Annotated in this window: 17 protein-coding genes; all 17 read left to right on the top strand. The window is 32.9% G+C overall.

Annotated elements, in window-relative coordinates; all coding sequences use genetic code 11:
* Positions 1–15: 15 nt before the first annotated feature.
* The 17 genes from lpxD to AC1RRQ_RS10515 all read left to right on the top strand — a co-directional run bounded on the left by lpxD (position 16) and on the right by AC1RRQ_RS10515 (position 20,340).
* Positions 16–1,059, top strand: a complete 1,044-nt coding sequence (lpxD, locus tag AC1RRQ_RS10595; protein WP_493022995.1) for a UDP-3-O-(3-hydroxymyristoyl)glucosamine N-acyltransferase — start codon at positions 16–18, stop codon at positions 1,057–1,059.
* Entirely contained in the window at positions 1,052–2,440 is a 1,389-nt protein-coding gene (locus tag AC1RRQ_RS10590) for a bifunctional UDP-3-O-[3-hydroxymyristoyl] N-acetylglucosamine deacetylase/3-hydroxyacyl-ACP dehydratase (protein WP_253784533.1), read from the top strand. The genes lpxD and AC1RRQ_RS10590 overlap by 8 nt, the downstream gene beginning before the upstream one ends.
* A 74-nt stretch (positions 2,441–2,514) precedes the next feature.
* Positions 2,515–3,300, top strand: a complete 786-nt coding sequence (lpxA, locus tag AC1RRQ_RS10585; protein WP_493022994.1) for an acyl-ACP--UDP-N-acetylglucosamine O-acyltransferase — start codon at positions 2,515–2,517, stop codon at positions 3,298–3,300.
* Positions 3,301–3,389: 89 nt separating this feature from the next.
* The gene (efp, locus tag AC1RRQ_RS10580) at positions 3,390–3,956 is read left to right on the top strand and encodes an elongation factor P (RefSeq protein ID WP_493022993.1); all 567 of its coding nucleotides are present in this window, start codon (positions 3,390–3,392) and stop codon (positions 3,954–3,956) included.
* A gap of 92 nt (positions 3,957–4,048) precedes the next feature.
* Positions 4,049–4,978: a UDP-3-O-(3-hydroxymyristoyl)glucosamine N-acyltransferase gene (locus AC1RRQ_RS10575; RefSeq protein ID WP_493022992.1), complete on the top strand. Its 930-nt coding sequence runs from the start codon at positions 4,049–4,051 to the stop codon at positions 4,976–4,978.
* A 1-nt stretch (position 4,979) separates the two neighbouring features.
* Positions 4,980–5,342: a nuclear transport factor 2 family protein gene (locus tag AC1RRQ_RS10570; RefSeq protein ID WP_493022990.1), complete on the top strand. Its 363-nt coding sequence runs from the start codon at positions 4,980–4,982 to the stop codon at positions 5,340–5,342.
* Between the two features lie 86 nt (positions 5,343–5,428).
* A complete protein-coding gene (sucD, locus tag AC1RRQ_RS10565; RefSeq protein ID WP_493022989.1) occupies positions 5,429–6,301 on the top strand; it encodes a succinate--CoA ligase subunit alpha in 873 nt (290 codons plus the stop codon).
* Positions 6,302–6,442: 141 nt separating this feature from the next.
* A complete protein-coding gene (locus AC1RRQ_RS10560) occupies positions 6,443–6,871 on the top strand; it encodes a hypothetical protein (RefSeq protein WP_493022988.1) in 429 nt (142 codons plus the stop codon).
* Positions 6,872–7,320: 449 nt separating this feature from the next.
* Positions 7,321–7,932 carry an RNA polymerase sigma factor gene (locus AC1RRQ_RS10555; RefSeq protein WP_493022987.1) on the top strand — a complete coding sequence of 204 codons (612 nt, stop codon included), beginning with the start codon at positions 7,321–7,323 and terminating at the stop codon, positions 7,930–7,932.
* Between the two features lie 89 nt (positions 7,933–8,021).
* On the top strand, positions 8,022–9,134 hold the full coding sequence (locus AC1RRQ_RS10550; RefSeq protein ID WP_493022986.1) for a FecR family protein: 1,113 nt from the start codon (positions 8,022–8,024) through the stop codon (positions 9,132–9,134).
* Positions 9,135–9,435: 301 nt separating this feature from the next.
* The gene (locus tag AC1RRQ_RS10545) at positions 9,436–13,152 is read left to right on the top strand and encodes a SusC/RagA family TonB-linked outer membrane protein (RefSeq protein WP_493022985.1); all 3,717 of its coding nucleotides are present in this window, start codon (positions 9,436–9,438) and stop codon (positions 13,150–13,152) included.
* A gap of 14 nt (positions 13,153–13,166) precedes the next feature.
* A complete protein-coding gene (locus AC1RRQ_RS10540) occupies positions 13,167–14,654 on the top strand; it encodes a RagB/SusD family nutrient uptake outer membrane protein (RefSeq protein WP_493022984.1) in 1,488 nt (495 codons plus the stop codon).
* A 20-nt stretch (positions 14,655–14,674) separates the two neighbouring features.
* Positions 14,675–15,532: a zinc-binding metallopeptidase gene (locus AC1RRQ_RS10535; RefSeq protein WP_493022983.1), complete on the top strand. Its 858-nt coding sequence runs from the start codon at positions 14,675–14,677 to the stop codon at positions 15,530–15,532.
* Between the two features lie 29 nt (positions 15,533–15,561).
* Entirely contained in the window at positions 15,562–16,905 is a 1,344-nt protein-coding gene (locus AC1RRQ_RS10530; RefSeq protein ID WP_493022982.1) for a DUF4302 domain-containing protein, read from the top strand.
* 63 nt (positions 16,906–16,968) lie between these two features.
* Positions 16,969–17,241 (top strand): hypothetical protein, encoded by a 273-nt coding sequence (locus AC1RRQ_RS10525; protein ID WP_493022981.1) that lies wholly within the window; start codon positions 16,969–16,971, stop codon positions 17,239–17,241.
* Between the two features lie 165 nt (positions 17,242–17,406).
* A complete protein-coding gene (fabG, locus tag AC1RRQ_RS10520; protein WP_071637930.1) occupies positions 17,407–18,153 on the top strand; it encodes a 3-oxoacyl-[acyl-carrier-protein] reductase in 747 nt (248 codons plus the stop codon).
* Positions 18,154–18,312: 159 nt separating this feature from the next.
* Complete coding sequence (locus AC1RRQ_RS10515) at positions 18,313–20,340, top strand: hypothetical protein (protein ID WP_493022980.1); 2,028 nt, start codon at positions 18,313–18,315, stop codon at positions 20,338–20,340.
* Positions 20,341–20,410: the final 70 nt, after the last annotated feature.

Here is a 20,410-nt window from a genome sequence, read left to right as displayed (position 1 = left end):
TATATTTTTGTCGCGATGAAATTTACAGCAGAACAAATAGCAGGAATTTTAGAAGGAGAAGTTGTTGGGAATCCCAATGCCGAAGTTTCTCGACTTTCTAAGATAGAAGAAGGAGAGGAAGGATCTCTCACTTTTTTGGCTAATCCGAAATATATCAATTACATATATACTACAAAAGCGTCAGTTACAATTGTTAATGACAGCTTTACGCCTGAACAGGAAATCACTACTACATTAATAAAAGTCGAAGATGCTTATGCTTCTTTTTCGAAACTATTGCATTTTTACAATCAGGTAAAATTGAATAAAAACGGAATCGAACCACAGTCTTTTATGACAGAAGGCACTAAATATGGAGAAAATCTATATTTAGGAAGCTTTAGTTATATAGGACAGAATGTAGTTTTAGGTAATAATGTAAAAATTTATCCAAACAGTTTTATTGGCGATAATGTTGTTATTGGCGATAATGTGTTTATTTTTGCCGGCGCGAAAATTTATTCAGAAACTGTAATTGGAAATAATTGTACGATTCATTCAGGAACGATAATAGGTGCAGACGGTTTTGGTTTTGTACCAAATGAAGAAGGAGTTTATAGTAAAGTACCGCAAATTGGTAACGTTATTATAGAAGATAATGTAGATATTGGTGCTAATACTACAATTGACAGAGCCACTCTGGGATCTACAATTATTAGACAAGGAGTTAAATTAGACAATCAAATTCAGATTGCTCATAATGTTGAAATTGGTAAAAACACTGTAATTGCTGCACAAAGCGGTGTTGCGGGTTCTACCAAAATTGGAGAGAACTGTATGATTGGCGGGCAGGTAGGTATCGCAGGCCACTTAACGATAGGAAATAATGTGAGACTTCAGGCGCAGTCTGGAGTGGCAAGAAACATTAAAGATGATGAAATTCTGCAGGGAACACCATCACTTGGATATACAGATTTTAATAAATCGTACGTTCATTTTAAAAATCTTCCTAAGATTGTTGCCGAAGTTGAAGAAATAAAAAAACAAATAATAAACCCAAAAAATGGAAATAATGGTTAAACAGAAGACCATCAAAAATGAAATTTCACTAACAGGAGTTGGACTACACACTGGTAAAGAAGTTACAATGACTTTTAAACCTGCTCCAATTAATAATGGTTTCACTTTTGTAAGAGTAGATTTGCAAGGTCAGCCAGTCATTGAGGCTGACGCTAATTATGTTGTTAATACGCAAAGAGGAACTAATTTAGAAAAATTAGGTGTTAAAATACAAACTCCAGAGCATGTATTAGCTGCAGTAGTTGGATGCGATTTGGATAATATTATTATTGAATTGAATGCCTCTGAACTACCTATTATGGATGGTTCGTCAAAATATTTTGTTGAAGCAATTGAAAAAGCAGGAATCGAAGAACAAGACGCAAGCCGTAATGTTTATGTAGTAAAAGAAGTTATTTCGTTTACTGATGAAGCTACAGGAAGCGAAATCCTTGTTATGCCAAGCGATGAGTATCAGGTAACTACTATGGTAGATTTTGGTACAAAAGTTTTAGGTACACAAAATGCTACACTTAAAAGTCTTTCAGATTTTAAACAAGAAATTGCTAGCTCTAGAACTTTTAGCTTTTTGCATGAATTAGAATCATTATTAGAGCATGGCTTGATTAAAGGTGGTGATTTAAATAATGCCATTGTATATGTAGATAAAGAAATATCTGAATCTACAATGGAAAACTTAAAAAAGGCTTTTGGTAAAGATGAAATTTCAGTGAAACCAAACGGCGTTTTAGATAACCTTACATTACATTATCCAAACGAAGCAGCAAGACATAAATTGCTTGATGTTATTGGAGATTTATCTCTTATTGGAGTTCGTATTCAAGGAAAAATTATTGCAAATAAACCAGGGCACTTTGTAAATACTCAATTTGCTAAAAAACTGGCAAAAATCATTAAAATAGAACAAAGAAATCATGTTCCTGTTTATGATTTAAACCAAGAGCCATTGATGGATATTCATAAGATCATGGCAATGCTTCCTCACAGACCTCCATTTTTGTTGATTGATAGAATTATCGAAATGTCTGATCGTCATGTGGTTGGTTTGAAGAATGTTACAATGAATGAAAATTTCTTCGTAGGACATTTTCCTGAAGCTCCAGTTATGCCGGGAGTTTTAATTGTAGAAGCAATGGCACAAACAGGAGGAATTTTAGTTTTAAGCACTGTTCCGGATCCTGAAAATTATTTGACATATTTCATGAAAATTGATAATGTTAAATTCAAACACAAAGTATTGCCGGGTGATACCTTAATTTTCAAATGCGAATTGATTTCTCCTATTAGAAGAGGAATCTGCCACATGCAGGCAAATGCATACGCAAACGGAAAATTAGTTACCGAAGCAGAATTAATGGCGCAAATTGCAAGGAAACAATAATAAATTAATGAAATTTATTGTTTAGGTTTGTTGCCCTCAAATTAGATTATTTTAATTTAAAATATAAAACATAGATGAATCAACCATTAGCATATGTTCATCCTGGCGCTAAAATCGCTAAAAACGTTGTAATTGAGCCTTTTACAACAATTCACAATAATGTTGTTATTGGTGATGGTACTTGGATTGGTTCAAATGTGACCATTATGGAAGGCGCTCGAATTGGTAAAAATTGCAATATTTTTCCAGGAGCTGTTATTTCTGCTGTACCTCAGGATTTAAAATTTGGTGGCGAAGATTCTCTTGCTATCATTGGAGATAATTGTACCATTAGAGAATGTGTTACTATAAATAGAGGTACTGTTGCTTCAGGACAAACAATTTTAGGAAACAATTGTTTAGTAATGGCTTATGCGCACATCGCGCACGATTGCGAGATTGGTAATAATGCTATTATCGTAAACGGAGTGGCATTAGCGGGTCACGTAGTTGTTGGTAATCATGCTGTAATTGGTGGTTTAGCAGCAATTCACCAGTTTATTCATATTGGAGATCACGCTATGATTTCTGGCGGATCATTGGTAAGAAAAGATGTTCCTCCTTTTACAAAAGCAGCTAAAGAACCATTGTCTTATGTTGGAATTAATTCAGTTGGATTAAGAAGAAGAGGATTTAGTACTGAAAAAATTAGAGAAATTCAGGAAATTTACAGAATTTTATACCAAAAGAATTACAATACAACACAAGCTTTAAGTATAATCGAAGCAGAAATGGAAGCTACTCCTGAGAGAGATGAAATTCTTGATTTTATTAGAAATTCATCACGAGGAATTATGAAAGGCTATTCAGGAAACTATTAAAATAAGTTTAATTGTTTATTTGTTTAATCGTTCAACCGAATAAACAGTTAAACGATTTAACGATTCAACAATAAATAAAACAAAAACAAATGGCGTCTACATCAGATATTAGAAACGGATTGTGTATTAAATTTAATCACGATATCTATAAAATCGTTGAATTTCTTCACGTAAAACCTGGAAAAGGTCCTGCTTTCGTAAGAACAAAATTAAGAAGTTTAACTTCAGGAAGAGTATTAGATAATACATTTTCGGCAGGTCATAAAATCGACGTTATTCGTGTAGAAACACATAATTATCAGTTTTTATATGCAGAAGGTGATGAGTTTCATTTTATGAACACAGAATCTTTTGAGCAAATTTCTTTGAATAAAAATATCTTAGATGCTCCGGGATTATTAAAAGAGGGAACAAGTGTAATGGTTCAGGTAAATACTGAAACTGATTTGCCTTTATCAGTAGACATGCCATCGTCAGTAATTCTTGAAGTTACATACGCTGAGCCGGGAGTAAAAGGAAATACAGCTACAAACGCTACAAAAAATGCAACAGTAGAAACTGGAGCATCTGTAAACGTTCCGTTGTTCATCAACGAAGGTGATAAAATTAAAATCGATACAGCTTCAGGTTCTTACATGGAGCGTGTAAAAGAGTAGTTTTTATAAGTTTTCAGTTTTCAGTCACAGTTTTTCAGTTTGTTGATTGAAAACTGAGACTGAAAACTGAGACTAAAAACGAAATAAAATATATGAAATTTCCAAAAGTTCACTCTTTAGAAGAAATTGCAAATTTGCTTAACTGCGAATTTATTGGTGACAAAAACTTTGAGGTTTTAGGCATGAACGAAATTCATGTTGTAGAACCTGGAGATATAGTTTTTGTAGATCATCCAAAATATTATGACAAAGCTTTACAATCTGCAGCAACTATTGTTTTAATTAATAAAAAAGTTGAATGCCCGGAAGGTAAAGCTCTTTTAATTTCTGACGATCCCTTCAGAGATTTTAATACTTTAACGAAACATTTCAAACCTTTTCAATTTGCAAATGTTGCGATCTCATCTTCGGCTAATATTGGAGAAGGAACTGTAATTCAGCCTAATAGTTTTATTGGTAATTACGTAAAAATTGGAAAGAATTGTTTGATTCATTCAAACGTTTCCATTTACGATCATACCGTAATTGGTGATAATGTTATTATTCACGCCGGATCTATTTTAGGAGCAGATGCTTTTTATTATAAAAAACGTCCTGAAGGATTCGATCAGTTAATTTCTGGCGGAAGAGTCGTAATTGAAGATAATGTGGGTATTGGAGCTCTTTGTACTATTGATAAAGGAGTTACAGGCGACACAACAATTGGAGAAGGAACAAAGCTTGATAATCAGGTTCATGTAGGGCATGATACGGTTATTGGGAAGAAATGTTTAATAGCATCGCAAACTGGTATTGCCGGATGTGTTGTTATTGAAGATGAAGTTACAATTTGGGGACAAGTAGGTACAACCAGCGGTATTACAATAGGAGCGAAGGCTGTTATTATGGGACAGACTGGAGTTACTAAATCGGTTGAAGGAGGAAAATCTTATTTTGGAACTCCAATCGAAGAATCAAGAGAAAAGTTAAAACAATTAGCCAATATCAAAAAGATTCCTGAAATTCTAACTAAATTGAAGTAATATGTCTATAAAAGAATTTGTTCAAAAATTTTATAAGTCGGATGCCTTAATTGACAGCGAAGTTCTAAAAACCTATCTGCATCCGGATGTAATCATCGAGTGGAACAGCAGTAAAGGATTTATCGAAATGAATCACGATTCTATAGTAGAAATGGCCAATGAACTCAGCAGAGCTTATGTGCGTTCTAAAGTAAGAATCAGTCATATTATTGCCGAAGACGACTTAGTTTCAGTGCGTTATTCTCATTATGTAAAAACAATCGAGAATCCGCGTGAGGAAATGTTATTGGCACATTTTGCAACGATTTGGCAAATAAAAGATGATAAACTTTATAGAGGTTATCAAATGAGTCAATTTTCTTAATATTTTTTTGACAATAAAAGAGGCAAAATACATTACAAAACCTTATTTTTGCAACACAAATTTAAAAACTACATAAAATATATATCATGAGTGTTTTAGTTAATAAAGATTCCAAAATAATTGTTCAGGGATTTACAGGAAGCGAAGGTACTTTCCACGCTTCTCAAATGATTGAGTACGGTACTAATGTTGTTGGTGGTGTTACTCCAGGAAAAGGAGGGACTAGCCATTTAGACCGCCCGGTTTTTAATACAGTAAAAGACGCTGTAGATCAAGCTGGAGCTGATACTTCTATCATTTTTGTTCCGCCAGCTTTTGCTGCTGATGCAATTATGGAAGCTGCTGATGCCGGAATTAAAGTAATTATTGCTATTACAGAAGGAATTCCTGTAGCAGATATGATTAAAGCAAATAATTATGTTAAAGAAAGAAATTCTAGATTAATTGGACCAAACTGTCCAGGTGTTATTACTCCGGGAGAAGCTAAAGTTGGAATTATGCCAGGTTTCGTTTTCAAAAAAGGAACTGTTGGTATCGTTTCTAAATCTGGAACTTTAACTTACGAAGCTGCTGACCAAGTTGTAAAACAAGGTTTAGGAATTACTACAGCTATTGGTATTGGTGGAGATCCAATTATTGGAACTACAACTAAAGAAGCTGTTGAATTGTTAATGAACGATCCAGAAACTGAAGTAATCATTATGATTGGTGAAATTGGTGGTCAACTTGAAGCTGATGCTGCAAGATGGGTAAAAGCTGATGGTAACCGTAAACCAGTTATTGGTTTTATCGCTGGAGAAACTGCTCCTGCTGGTAGAACAATGGGTCACGCAGGTGCTATTGTTGGTGGTTCTGATGATACAGCTGCTGCTAAAAAACAAATTATGAGAGACAACGGAATTCACGTTGTTGATTCACCAGCTGAAATTGGTAAAAAAGTAAAAGAAGTAATTGGATAATCTCCAATTTTTGAAATAAAAATTTCCAAAAAAGTCTCAATATTTTGTTGAGACTTTTTTACATTTTAAAATACTGAGGTATAAAACGAAAAAACTTAGCATCTTAGAACCTCAGTATCTTAGAGGCTAAAAAAAAGAAATATGTACAAAGAATTAGAAAAGTTTAAAGCAAGTAATAGTTTTACTTTTAGTGTAAATGATAGTTTAGAAGAAGTTTGTAACGCTCCGGAAGGAAGCGCTGGAATTTTTGTAGTTTATGAAATTGACGGAGATGCAAAAGAATTAATCATGGTGGGTTCTACAGGAACAGTTCAAAATGATGGAACTCTTAAAAGTAAAAACGGCGGTTTGTATGATAAAATCGTAAACGGACATCAATTTGCAAAAACAGGAAGAAAATATTCTTGGCCGGCACAAATGAAACTAGAGAATATTTCTGTTCTTGAAGTAGTTTGGTACGAAACTTTTAATGCAGATGTAAAAGCAATTCCAACTGCAGTTGAAGGACAAGTTTTGCAAAACTTTTTAGATGAAAATGCGAAATTACCAAGATGGAATGTAGCTTTCTAAAAGCAATTTTTCAATAAAAATAAATCAAAAGCCTTGCTAGAATTAGTAAGGCTTTTTTTGTGAATTTAGGGCTATGAATGTTTATTTTTACTGCTTTATCAGCGCCCTAAATTTAATTCTTTCATCAAGTAGTTTTATAGAATTAAAGCAAATAAAGTACCTTTTGTTACTGCCATTATTAAAAAGTAAAAACAAAATTAATTGTGTAAAATCCTATAATTTTAGAATATATTCTAATTCAAAATAATTTTAACATTTCATTAAGAACCCAGTCGTATCAAAAGAAACAGACAATTTGTGTTATTAGGATAGTATCACTTTTGTGTAAAATAATTGGTTTTAAATATTTGCTTTTATATATTTATCGAACAAAACCAAATGATAATGTTAAAATAGTGTATTCTTTATATTAAGAAATGCTGCTATTTTTAGAGCAATAACCCGCAATTATGAAGACCCGAATTTTACAAGCCAATTTAGTTGACGACAATACGCTTTGGAATGATTTAATATTAGGCGATGAGAAATCATTTTCGCTTTTATTTGAACGTCATTACAGCGATCTAGTCAGTTATGGAAACTCGCTTTCTCCTTTTGCCGAAAAAGTGCAGGATTGTGTACAGGATGTCTTTACTGATGTTTGGGTTTATCGCAGCTCTTTGCAGAGTGCAGTTGTTGTAAAAGCATATCTATTGTCTAGTGTAAGAAAAAGAATTGCGCGCTTGTATGAACGCGACCATATTTTTAGAAAAACGGCTAGTACAGATGATATTGCCTTTCTTTTGGAGTTTTCTGTAGAAAACGATCTTTTAGATGATGATTATGCTACAAAAGAAAAAGTTACTCATCTTAACAAATTATTAAACGAATTACCGGCCAGACAAAAAGAAGCGTTGTATTTACGTTATCATCAGGCACTTTCTGTAGAACAAATTGCAGAAATGTTAGATGTTAATTATCAGTCGGCCAGTAACTTGTTACATCGCGGTTTACTTACCCTGCGCAAAGAATGGAAGGGTGCTTTATCCTTAATTACCTTAGTATTTTCAAGCTCTCTTTAAAAAAAGTTAAAAAAGTTTAAAAAAAATCATAATTTGGTGAGTATATAATAAGAAAAGTGTCCTCTATGTTTTTGTAACCTTATTTTTAGATGCAAAAACGTAATAAATATACCGAAATAGAAGATTTTTTATCTGATGAATCATTCCAGTCCTGGATACTGACTAATGTTGATCAAGATGGTTGGGAAGAATGGACTTTAGAAAGCCGTCAGCGTGCAAAATTAGTTGAAGATGCAAGATTAATGCTTCTTGCAATGAAAGTTCCTGATACCGAATTAACCAAATCTGATATTCACAGAGCGTTACAAAGTACATGGTTAAAAATCCGTGAAAAAGAAAACAAAAAAACCGTTCAAGGTCTAAATCTAAACGTATTTAGAAAAAGATTCTTAACAGCGATTGCAGCCACATTAGTTATTGGTTTGGCAGCAAGCTGGTATTACAATAGTTATTCTAAAACCGAGAATAACATTGTAACCTACAAAGAACTTATTGATAAAAACAGCGAAGGACTAGTTGAACAAACCAATAATTCTAATAAACCGCAAATTATTACACTATCAGACGGCAGTTCTGTTTTATTACAGCCTGATAGTAAATTGAGTTACCCTAAAATCTTTACCGGAAACGAAAGAAAGGTGTATTTATCCGGCGAAGGTTTCTTTGAAATTAGTAAAAATCCTAAAAAGCCTTTTTTCGTTTACGCGAACGAGATCGTTACAAAAGTTGTTGGGACTAGTTTTAGAGTTAAAGCTTATTCTGATCAGCCAGATGTAGAAATCCTTGTACGTACCGGTAAAGTTAAGGTGAAATCAAACGAATTGAGTTCTAAATCGAATGATGAAGAAATCGTATTACTGCCCAATCAAGCATTACGATTTTTACGGAATGATATGAAATTCAATAAAATCACAAATATTACACAAGATCCTGTATTAGTTCAAAGTGTTGGAAATATTGAACAGCTAAGTTTTGAATTTAACGATATACCAGTATCACAGATTTTAGAAACTATCGAACAGGCTTATCTTGTAGATATTGATTATCCAAAAAATAAATTAAGTGATTGTCATTTAACAACATCATTAAGTGATCAGCCTCTAACAGAGAAATTAAAAATAGTCTGTAAAAGCATTGGCGGTAACACTAGTTTCGAAATGAACGGAAACCAAATTATTATCACTTCAGAAGGCTGTAATTAATTTTTTTGTGTAACTGTAATTGCACATCTCTATTTTTTAATAACTCCTTTTTTAAAGTATAATCTTATTTTCATAAAAGAAAATGAAGCTGATTTCTATTATTTTTTATTAAAATATTAACCAAAAACTAAACTCAACCAGAAATAAACTATGCCTATGTAAAAAAGTACAATGCAAAAAAAAGTGCCGAAATGCTGTAACATTATCGACACTTATAAAATGGAATTGCTTTCTGTAAAAAGTAATTCTAATGTTTCTTAAAATACACTCGAATCAGTATTAATCAAAACAATTCAAAATTATGAAAAAACCAGTTGTTAAACAACGATTACTCCATAGAATCATGAAAATAACACTATTTCAGTTTGTCTTAGCACTTGTGTTTTCAAGCTTCGCTGTGGCAAATAATGTAAATGGGCAAAAAAAATTAGATACAAAAGTTACTATTCTAGTTGAAAACTTGACTCTGGATAGTGCTTTGTCGAAAATTGAAAAGTCGGCTCATGTAAAATTTTCTTATAATTCAAGACTTCCTCAACTAAGTCGTAAAGTAACTATAGAAGCAAATCAGGAAACGCTTTCTAGCATTTTAAGCCGAATTTTGGTACCGTTTAATATTACATTTTCGGAAGTAAGTAATCAAATTATTTTGCAAAAAACTGCAGCAGGAGATCCTTTTGCAAGCGCAGATAATCACGATACACTTTTTGAAGTATTAACTGCAGGACCAATCATTAAAGGTAAAGTAACAGACCAGAGCGGAAGCCCGCTTCCTGGTGCTACTATTTTAGCTAAAGGAACAAAAGTGGCAGTTTTAACAGATTTTGATGGAAATTTCTCTATCGAAATGCCTGCAAACTCAGACAGACTTGTAATTTCTTACGTAGGTATGGAAACGAAAGAAATTGGAATCTCTAATGTTACTCCAACAATTGTTCTTAGTGAACTAGGACAAAACTTAAAAGAAGTTGTCGTTACTACAGGTTACGAAAAAACATCAAAAAGAACCTTTACAGGTGCGATCAGTAAAATTTCTGGAGCAGAGCTAAAAGTTGATGGTGTGGTTGACGTAAGCCGTATGATTGAAGGTAAAGCGGCAGGGGTTACAGTACAAAACGTTACAGGGTCTTTTGGTGCTACTCCTAAAATTACAGTTCGTGGATCTTCTTCAATCTTTGGAGATACAAAACCATTATGGGTTATTGACGGTATCGTTCAGGAAGATATCATCAACGTTTCATTTGCAGATTTAGCTTCTGGAAACTCAGCTACATTATTAAGTTCTGCTGTTGCAGGTTTAAATGCTAATGATATTCAAAGTATTGAAATTCTTAAAGATGCATCGGCTACATCTATTTACGGTTCAAGATCGTTAAATGGAGTTGTAGTTGTTACAACTAAACAAGGTCGTAGAGATTCTCCATTAAAAGTTAATTATTCTGTAGAGAATACAGTAAGAACAGTTCCTAGCTATACACAATATGATATCTTAAATTCTCAGGAATCTATGAGTGTTTTTCAGGAAATGAGAACAAAAGGATACTTAGATCAAAGTTCATCTTTAACAGCTAGATTTAGCGGTGTTTATGGTATTTTGGCAAAACAAATTAACCTTTTCCAAGAGTCAAATGGTTTATATGGTGTTAAAAATGAGCAGCCTTATGTTAATGAATTCTTGAAAAAATATGAGTTAGGAAATACAGACTGGTTCAAAGTTTTATTTAGACCGTCTATTACTCAAAATCACTCATTAAGTTTTTCTGGTGGTGGAAAAAACAATACATTCTACGCTTCGTTAGGATACTATACAGATCCGGGATGGACTTTGGCTGATAACGTAAAACAATTGTCATCAAACATTAAAGGTACATTCTTTATCAACGACAGATTAACAATTACATTATCTACATTAGGATCTATTCGTGATCAGGAAGCTCCTGGTACTTACGAAAGTAAAAATGACGTAGTATTTGGTAAAATTACCAGAGATTTTGATATCAACCCATTCAACTATGTATTAAGTACAAGTAGAACATTGAGACCTTATGATGAGAAAGGTAATTTAGAGTACTATCAAAATAACTGGGCTCCAATGAACATTCTTAATGAATTGAAAAATAATACGCTTGGAATTAAAGTACAAGACGTTCGTTTTCAAGGTGATTTAGATTATAAAATCAACAAGAACTTAACGTATAATTTTACAGGTTCTGCTCGTTATGCTAATACATCAAGAGAGCACAAAATTTACGAAGATTCTAACGTTGTTGGAGCTTACAATGCAGGTGTTGGAGAAAACTTAAATACTCAAATTCAAAAAGATAACGTATTTTTATATCAAAATCCAAACGATTTAACAGCACCAAAAATTTCGGTATTACCAAATGGAGGATTCTTAAGAAAATACACTAACGATATGACTTCATATAATGTTAGAAATAGTATTACTTACAGAAATACATTTAATGACAAACATGAAGTTGAAGGATTCTTTGGAACAGAGTTTAGATCTGTAGACAGAAATAACGACAACTTTACTGCTGCTGGTATTCAATTTGGAAAAGGTCTTAGCGCTTTTACTGATCCTAAGTTAATTGAAAAATTAATCAATGATGGAAACTCTTATTATGACTTTGGAGCAGAAAGAGAGCGTACAGTTGGTTTCTTCGGTAAAGTAGGATATACATACGATCGTCGTTATACAGCTTCTTTCACAGGACGTTATGACGGATCTAACAGACAAGGAGATAGTGGTTCTTCTAGATGGTTACCTACTTACACAGTGAGTGGTAAATGGAATGTTAAAGAAGAAAGTTTTATGAAAGATGTAGAATCTGTAAATACTTTAGCGCTTAGAGCTTCTTATGGTTTAACAGCTACTGCTGGACCAGCTACAAACTCATTGGCTATTTACAAAAGTTACATCACAGACCGTTTCAACACTGGTGATAGAGAAAATGCAATCCGTATTGAAGATTTACAAAACAAAGATTTAACTTGGGAAAAACAATATGAAACAAATATTGGTTTAGACTTAGGATTGTTCAGAAACAGAGTACAGCTTACTACAGATGTTTACCGTCGTAAAGCATTTGATTTGATAGATTACGTAATTACATCAGGAGTAGGTGGACAAGAGGTTAAGCAAGGAAACAATGCAGATATGGAAACAAAAGGTCTTGAGGTAGGTATTACGACTCAAAACATTGCTTCTCAAGATTTTAAATGGTCTACTACATTAAACTTTTCTGTGTATGATCAAAAAATTACAAAATTAGCTAACAAACCAGCTGTATTTGATTTAATTGCTACAAATGGTGGTAACACAGTAGGACATCCTAGAAACTCTTTATACTCTTACCAATTTACAGGGTTAAACAATCAAGGTTTACCAACTTTTAAATTACAAGATGGTGCTGAAAGCAATATTACAGATGCTAACTTCCAAGATACTAATAATGTAACAAATTATTTGAAATACGAAGGATCTGTAGAGCCTAATAAATCAATTGGTTTAGCTAATACATTTACTTACAAAAACGTAACATTATATGTATTTATCGTAGGATCTGGAGGAAACAAAGTAAGATTAAACCCAGTGTACAGTAATACTTATACTGATCAAACAGTTTTCACAAAAGATTTTGCTAACAGATGGATTAATCCTGGTGACGAAAATTACACAAATGTTCCAGTTATTGCAGATAAATTATTGAACAGAAATTACGGTGCTAACGATTTACAAATTGCATATAACACTTATAATTTTTCTGATGTTAGAATTGCAAGCGGTGATTTCGTAAGATTGAAAAACATCTCTCTTGCATGGGAGTTTCCAAATGATTTCAAGAAAAAATTAGGATTAGGTACTTTCAATTTAAAAGGATCAGCAGTTAACCCATGGTTGATTTATTCTGATAAAAAATTAAACGGACAAGATCCTGAATTCCGTAACACAGGAGGGGTAGCTTTCCCTATTACGGCACAATATACATTTGCAATAAATCTTTCATTTTAACAATAAAATTGATTATGAAAAATATAAAAATAACACTGTCATTATTATTAATGATTGGACTTAGCAGCTGTGATGATTTTCTTTCAGAAATACCAGATAACAGAACACAAATAGATACGCCTGAAAAAGTATCAGAATTACTGGTTACGGCTTATCCAAACAGATCTTATCTTCCAATTGCAGAGGTAATGTCAGATAACGTTTTTGATACTGAATCACAAGTTGTTACAAGTATTATTAATGAGGAAAGCTTTAACTGGGAAATGCAGACGCAGATTGGAAATGATAGTGAAAGCCAATTCTGGTCAGCATCATACGAAGCAATTGCTGCAGCAAACCAAGCTTTAGAAGCTATTGAGAAATTAGGTTCTCCGGCGTCTTTAAATCCGCAAAAAGGAGAAGCATTAATGGCAAGAGCTTACAATCATTTTATGCTGGTTCAGTTATGGTCAAACCGTTATAACCCTGCAACTGCAGCTACAGATTTAGGTATACCTTATATCACAAAACCAGAAACAGAATTGTTAGCGAAATACAAACGTATTCCGGTTAAAGAAGTATTTGATTTAATTGAGCAGGATATCAACGAAGGTTTAAAATATGTTACAAATGAATATAAAGAGCCTAAGTTTCACTTTAACATTGATGCTTCTAAAGCTTTTGCGGCTCGTTTTTATTTAATAAAAGGAGATTGGGATAAAGTGCTTCAATTTTCTGAGTCACTTGGTTCTAAACCAACAAAAATTAGAAACTGGACTGCTTTTAACGCTGTACCTTTTGCTTCAATGGCTATTGAATATTCTAGAGCAGAACAAGAAACTAATTTATTGATCAGCTATCCAAATTCAATTGCAAACAGAGTTGCAACTTACAGATTCAGTCTTCCTGGAAATAAATCAGATGAATTATTAGGAACTCAGACAAACATGTGGGGTAAAGCTAATTTAATTAGAGCGAATGGCCAGTATTTTGGAGGTACAAATGTTTTTACACCTAAGCTTTATGAGTATTTTAAATTTACGAACTTAACATCAGGTACAGGTATTCCTTATACAGCGACTGTATTATTTAGTAATGATGAATTGTATTTGAATCGTATCGAAGCATTAGTAATGAAAAACAGAATGGCAGAAGCGAATACTGAGTTAGGGTACTTTTTAGGAACAAGAACTACTGGATACAATCCTGCAACAGATTTATTAAATGAAACAGTGGTAACAACAAAATACCCTGTAATTCCAAATGAATATACTCCGTTCTATACATTAACTCCAGTTCAGGCTTCTTATATTAAAGCAATTGCCGAAGCAAGAAGAAAAGATTTTCTTCGTGAAGGTACTAGATGGTTTGATGTTAAGCGTTTTAACCTTGTTGTAACGCATAATACACTTCAATTTGGTAAAGTAACTAGAGCTAACGTTTTAGTGAAAGACGATAAAAGAAGAGCGTTACAAATTCCGCTTAGAGCTTCAGACAACGGTATTGAAAAAAATCCTAGATAAATTTTTAATTAGAAAGTATTATGAAAATATTCAAAACATATAAAACAGCTGTAATTGCTGGAGTTTTACTTCTTGCATCTTGTGCTCAGGAGGATCAGCCAAAAGAAAGTCAATTAGATTTTTCAGTACCGGTAAAAACAGATTTAGATAAATGGATTGGGACTAATTTCTTAGATCCATATAATATTGCTGTATACTACGAATGGAACCAAAATTTAGTAGACTTTAATAAATATCTATATCCACCTTTAGTATCAAAAGTACAGCCGGCAATGGAAGTAGTTAAGAAAATCTGGATCGATAGTTATACGACTATTGGAGGAGTAAATTTTGTTAAAAAAGTGGCTCCAAGAGAATTTGTACTTGTTGGAGGTGTAAACTTAAATACAAACGGTACAGTTACATTAGGTCTTGCAGAAGCAGGTCAGAGAGTTTCTCTTTTTCAAATTGATAACCTAAACAAAAAAAGCAGAGCAAGTGTAACACAGTTTATTCATACTATTCAGCACGAATATGTACATATTTTAAACCAGACTAGACCTTTTGACGAGCAGGCTTGGGCGAAACTTACACCATCAGGATATACTTCAACATGGTATAATGAACCAATTGCTACTTCAAGATCATTAGGGTTTGTAACAAGTTATGCGAGATTAAACATTTATGAGGATTTTGCCGAAACTGCAGCTACAATTTTAACAAGTTCAAAAGCAGAATATGATGCAATATTAGCTGGTGTTACAGATGCAACAGCTAAAGCTAATATTAAAGCAAAAGAGGCAATTGTTGTTAAATATTATAAAGATGCTTATAACGTAGATTTCTATGCTTTAAGAGATGAAGCTCAGAAAAATACAGATGCTGTAATAAATAACTAAGACATTAAATTTTTATAAAAATCAATATTATGAAAGCAAAATATATATATAAGTGCTTAATGATCTCTTTCGCAGCCTTGCTGTTGGGGTCATGTTCAAGCCCTGAGGTGGACTCAAATTTTGATCAAAATGCGACTGAAAGACTAAGCAGTCGTCAAAAAGAACTAAACGATGTACTTCTTTCATCAGCAGATGGATGGAAAGCTGTTTACTACACAGATAGTACACAGTTAGGAGGATGGACACATTTATTCAAATTCCTTCCAGCAGGAAAAGTGGATATGGCATCAGATTTTGACAGCGACACAGGAATCTATCAAAGTCAGTATGATATTCAGGTAGGAAGTACAGTGAGTTTGGTTTTTACAACAGAAAACAGAATTCACCTTTTGTCTAACGCCGCAGATTATCCTACAGCAGGACTTCTTGCAAAAGGATATTTAGGAGATTTTCAGTTTTATTACTACGGGCAAAAAAATGGAGATATCATTTTTAGAACCAATAGAAACGGACATTTTCTGCGTTTTGTAAAAGCGACGCCAAAAGACTGGGCAGATTTGCCAAAAAACACACCAATGATAAACAACATTACGGGTGATATGTTTAGTCCGCTGTTTAGATTATTAGAAATTAATGACGGAACAACAACAAAGAGCTACGATTTCGATTATAATACAGATGCTCGTTTTGGTACAGGATATTCTATAGAACCAGGTGTTAATGTTAGTTACGATCTTGCTTTTTCATTTAATCCTACAGGAGCTTTTTCAAAACTTCCATTAGATGTTAAAGGTCAAAAGCTTTCAAATTTTGTCTACAATGGTACCAATAATACTTTTGTGGCTACTGGAACAAATGGAGTGAGTGCAACAGTTAAATATACAAATGCACCGCCAATTGTAACAGATGATTATAAGATTTTATTAAACGGAAAAGGAAATCCTCAAATGGTTGTAGCATATATCGCGGCTAACTTATATACAGCTCCATCTACTTCAGACTATTTTAGATTTTTAATTAATAAAGTAAATGCTACATTACCTGCAGCTCAATCTATTGCCAGAGTACAATTAGTATTTAACAACGCATCTAATCAAACTTTCATTCAATATCAATTTAATGGAGGAAAAGCGGCTATCAGCCACTTAGTTACAACTGTTGAAGATGCTGCAAATAAAACTATTATCTTAAAAGATGCAGGTTGGACTGTAGCACCGGCAGCATACGCTTTCTTAAAAGATATAGACAATGAATTAACAAATCCAAAAGGATTATATATTAAAAAAGAAAGTTTTAGAATTACGTTCAGTAACGTTATTTGGACGCTTACAAGTGCTTCAAGCAGTTTTAGAATGACATCTTACCAATTGTAATAATTAATATAAAAAAGCAGCTCATTTTTTGAGTTGCTTTTTTTTAACTAAAAGAAACAAAAAATGAAAAAACTTATTACACCAACGAATTTCATTATCTTTTTATGGGGGCCATTATATGTAGCGATGTCATTATTGTATCCTGATTATACAAGGTATTATTTGTATCTGTCACTTCCAATATTTATTCCGCTAATGATAGCTAACCTAATAAAACAAAGAAAAGAGGATAAAGTAAATGATACAAATAAGTTTCAATCATCAATTTATAGAATGTTGTTTGTGGGTGTTGTATTAGTTTTTTTCTTTTTTGTAACGAAACAAAATCACTTGTAATAATTTTAGTTTTAATTTTTATTTTAAAGGAAGCAGCTCATCTTTTTGAGTTGCTTTTTTTGTTATAAAAAGTAAGATTCCAGACCATTTTTTATATTACAAATTTTATTAAACGCCCAAATAATCTATATTTGTATTTCGAAAAATAAAAACGAATACCTTAATATGAAATTACTAGAAGGAAAAGTTGCAATTATTACCGGTGCAAGCCGCGGAATTGGAAAAGGAATTGCTGAAGTTTTTGCTAAACATGGAGCAAACGTAGCTTTTACATACAGCTCATCTGCAGCTTCTGCAGAAGCTTTAGAAGCAGAATTAAATAGTTTAGGAGTTAAAGCTAAAGGATACCAATCTAATGCAGCCGATTTTAACGAAGCACAAACTTTTGTTGATGCTGTTTTAGCTGATTTTGGAACTGTAGATATTTTAATCAACAATGCCGGAATTACAAAAGACAATTTACTTATGCGTATGTCTGAAGCAGATTTCGATCAGGTTATCGATGTTAACTTGAAATCTGTTTTTAATATGACAAAAGCAATTCAAAAAACTTTCTTAAAGCAGCGTGCAGGTTCAATAATCAATATTAGTTCTGTAGTTGGAGTTTCTGGAAATGCAGGTCAGACTAACTATGCCGCTTCAAAAGCAGGAGCAATTGGATTTACAAAATCTGTAGCTTTAGAATTAGGATCTCGTAATATTCGTTGCAACGCAATCGCGCCAGGTTTCATCGAAACTGAAATGACTGCAAAATTATCTGAAGATGTAGTAAAAGGATGGAGAGAAGGAATTCCGTTGAAACGCGGCGGAACTACCGAAGACGTAGCGAATGCTTGTCTTTTCTTAGCTTCAGACATGAGCGCTTATATTACAGGACAAGTTCTTAATGTTTGTGGAGGAATGTTAACCTAAGGTACTGATCCCGATAGCTATCGGGACTAAGTTACAAGGGTTCAAAGGTTTTAGTAATCAGTTTTTATCTGAGTCTAGAATAAAAGCTGAACACTATAGTCATAATTAATTGACTTTTTTATCTGATTACTGTAAACTGACACTGAATACTAAAAAATTATGACTACAAACACGATTTTATTATTATTGCTTTCTTTAGTAATAGCGGGTGGTTTGTCGTACTTTCAATATTTTTATAAAGCCAAAAACAAATCAAATCTGATTTGGTTTTTGGCTTTTTTACGTTTTCTGGCCATCTTTGGGTTATTGGTTTTACTTATAAATCCAATAATTTCTAAAAGTTCGCTCGAAATTACCAAAACGCCTTTGGCAATTGCAGTCGATAATTCGAGTTCGATTACGGCTTTAAAATCTGATAAGAAAACCGTTGAGTTATATCAAAAACTAGTTTCAAATCCGGCTTTAAAAGAAAAATTTGAAATTCAGTCTTATCAGTTTGATGCCGATTTTAAAACTTCAGATAAATTTGATTTCAAAGGAAAACAAACCAATTTAGACGAAGTTGCTAAAAACCTAAAAAGCATCAATAAAAACCTGACTTTCCCAACGGTTATTATTACCGACGGAAATCAGACTACAGGAAACGATTATGTATATCGATTTGATCCTGTCAATAAAGTTTATCCTTTGGTTGTGGGAGATACAACCACTTTCCTTGATTTTAAAATCAATCAATTAAACGTAAACAAATACGCTTTTCATAAAAATAAATTTCCTGTTGAAGTTTTTCTGCAATACGCAGGAGATAAACCAACATCAGCCGATTTTACAATTTCGCAGGGAAATTCAGTTGTAGCAAAAGAGAAAGTTTCCTTTTCGGCTTCTAAAAAAACGGCCACTTTAAATTTGCTTTTGCCTGCGGATAAAGTAGGATTACAAATTTTTAAAGCAACTATTACTTCAGGAGCAAAAGAAAAAAACAGTTACAATAATATCAAGAATTTTGCCGTAGAAATAATCGATCAAAAATCGACTATTGCTATTGTTTCTTCAATTAATCATCCGGATATCGCTGCTTTAAAACGTGCAATAGAAGTTAATGCACAGCGTAAAGTAATTTTGGTTAAACCAAATGATATTAGTCAGTTACAAGAAGCTTCGGTTTTGGTTTTATACCAGCCAAATACAGCTTTTAAATCAATTTTTGAAAACAATAAAGCAGCAGGAAGAAACACATTTATCATTACTGGAAACAGCACTGATTTTAATTTTCTAAACCAGCAGCAAAACAACTTGAACTTTAAAATGAGCGGCCAAATCGAAGATTATTTGTCTGAATTTCAACCGCAGTTTAATTTGTTTGCAATAGACAATATTGGTTTTGAAAATTTCCCGCCATTACAAAATGTATTTGGAACAATTACAGTAAACGGAAATGTATCTGTTTTACTTTCGTCAAAAATTAGAAATGTCTCTACAAATGCTCCTTTATTGGCTTTCGCCGAAAATCAAGGAAAACGAACTGCTTTTCTTTTAGGAGAAAACAGCTGGAAATGGCGTTTACAAAGCCATATCGACAATCAGTCATTTGAAAAATACGACGTATTTATAGATAAGATAATTCAGTTTTTGGCAACATCGGCTTCAAAAAAATCATTGGTTGTAACACACGAAAGTTTTTATAATTCGGGAGAAGAAATTGTCATTAATGCACAATACTTCAATAAAAACTACGAGTTCGACGAAAAAGCAAGATTAACCATTACCGTTACAAATGCCGAAACCAAGCAGGCTAAAAACTACGATTTATTAAAAGGAAATAATTCGTTTTCTGTAAACTTAGAAGGATTAACAGCCGGAAAATATAATTTTACAGTAAAAGAATTAAATTCGAACACTTCTTATTCAAGTCATTTTGAAATTTTAGATTTCGATATCGAAAAACAATTTGTGAACCCAGATGTTTTAAAATTGAAACAATTGGCCTTACAAACTAACGGAAAAGCTTTCTTCGAAAATCAAGCTGACGATTTGATAAACACACTTTTAGAAAACAAAGAATACAAATCGATCGAGAAAAATGTCTCAACCAAAACTCCAATAATCGACTGGGTTTGGTTATTGATTTTAATTGCTGCTTTATTGACAACAGAATGGTTTGTGAGAAAGTATAATGGGTTGCTTTAGGTAGTTGCAAAGGTTCATAGGAGCAAAGGTTCAAACGTTCAAAGGTTTTCTGATAAAACCTGAAACCTGA

It is taken from the genome of Flavobacterium sp. GW821-FHT12A05 (assembly GCF_058807735.1).
Note: the sequence above shows the minus strand (reverse complement) of the source record. Positions and strands in the feature narration are given on the sequence as shown.

Bases quoted from the DNA above. Each gene is read 5' to 3' on its own strand.
- AC1RRQ_RS10535 (WP_493022983.1), top strand. From the start codon at position 14,675: ATGAAAATATTCAAAACATATAAAACAGCTGTAATTGCTGGAGTTTTA.
- lpxA (WP_493022994.1), top strand. From the start codon at position 2,515: ATGAATCAACCATTAGCATATGTTCATCCTGGCGCTAAAATCGCTAAA.
- efp (WP_493022993.1), top strand. From the start codon at position 3,390: ATGGCGTCTACATCAGATATTAGAAACGGATTGTGTATTAAATTTAAT.
- lpxD (WP_493022995.1), top strand. From the start codon at position 16: ATGAAATTTACAGCAGAACAAATAGCAGGAATTTTAGAAGGAGAAGTT.
- AC1RRQ_RS10550 (WP_493022986.1), top strand. From the start codon at position 8,022: ATGCAAAAACGTAATAAATATACCGAAATAGAAGATTTTTTATCTGAT.
- fabG (WP_071637930.1), top strand. From the start codon at position 17,407: ATGAAATTACTAGAAGGAAAAGTTGCAATTATTACCGGTGCAAGCCGC.
- AC1RRQ_RS10530 (WP_493022982.1), top strand. From the start codon at position 15,562: ATGAAAGCAAAATATATATATAAGTGCTTAATGATCTCTTTCGCAGCC.
- AC1RRQ_RS10525 (WP_493022981.1), top strand. From the start codon at position 16,969: ATGAAAAAACTTATTACACCAACGAATTTCATTATCTTTTTATGGGGG.
- AC1RRQ_RS10515 (WP_493022980.1), top strand. From the start codon at position 18,313: ATGACTACAAACACGATTTTATTATTATTGCTTTCTTTAGTAATAGCG.
- AC1RRQ_RS10545 (WP_493022985.1), top strand. From the start codon at position 9,436: ATGAAAAAACCAGTTGTTAAACAACGATTACTCCATAGAATCATGAAA.
- AC1RRQ_RS10575 (WP_493022992.1), top strand. From the start codon at position 4,049: ATGAAATTTCCAAAAGTTCACTCTTTAGAAGAAATTGCAAATTTGCTT.
- AC1RRQ_RS10570 (WP_493022990.1), top strand. From the start codon at position 4,980: ATGTCTATAAAAGAATTTGTTCAAAAATTTTATAAGTCGGATGCCTTA.
- AC1RRQ_RS10590 (WP_253784533.1), top strand. From the start codon at position 1,052: ATGGTTAAACAGAAGACCATCAAAAATGAAATTTCACTAACAGGAGTT.
- sucD (WP_493022989.1), top strand. From the start codon at position 5,429: ATGAGTGTTTTAGTTAATAAAGATTCCAAAATAATTGTTCAGGGATTT.
- AC1RRQ_RS10555 (WP_493022987.1), top strand. From the start codon at position 7,321: ATGAAGACCCGAATTTTACAAGCCAATTTAGTTGACGACAATACGCTT.
- AC1RRQ_RS10540 (WP_493022984.1), top strand. From the start codon at position 13,167: ATGAAAAATATAAAAATAACACTGTCATTATTATTAATGATTGGACTT.
- AC1RRQ_RS10560 (WP_493022988.1), top strand. From the start codon at position 6,443: ATGTACAAAGAATTAGAAAAGTTTAAAGCAAGTAATAGTTTTACTTTT.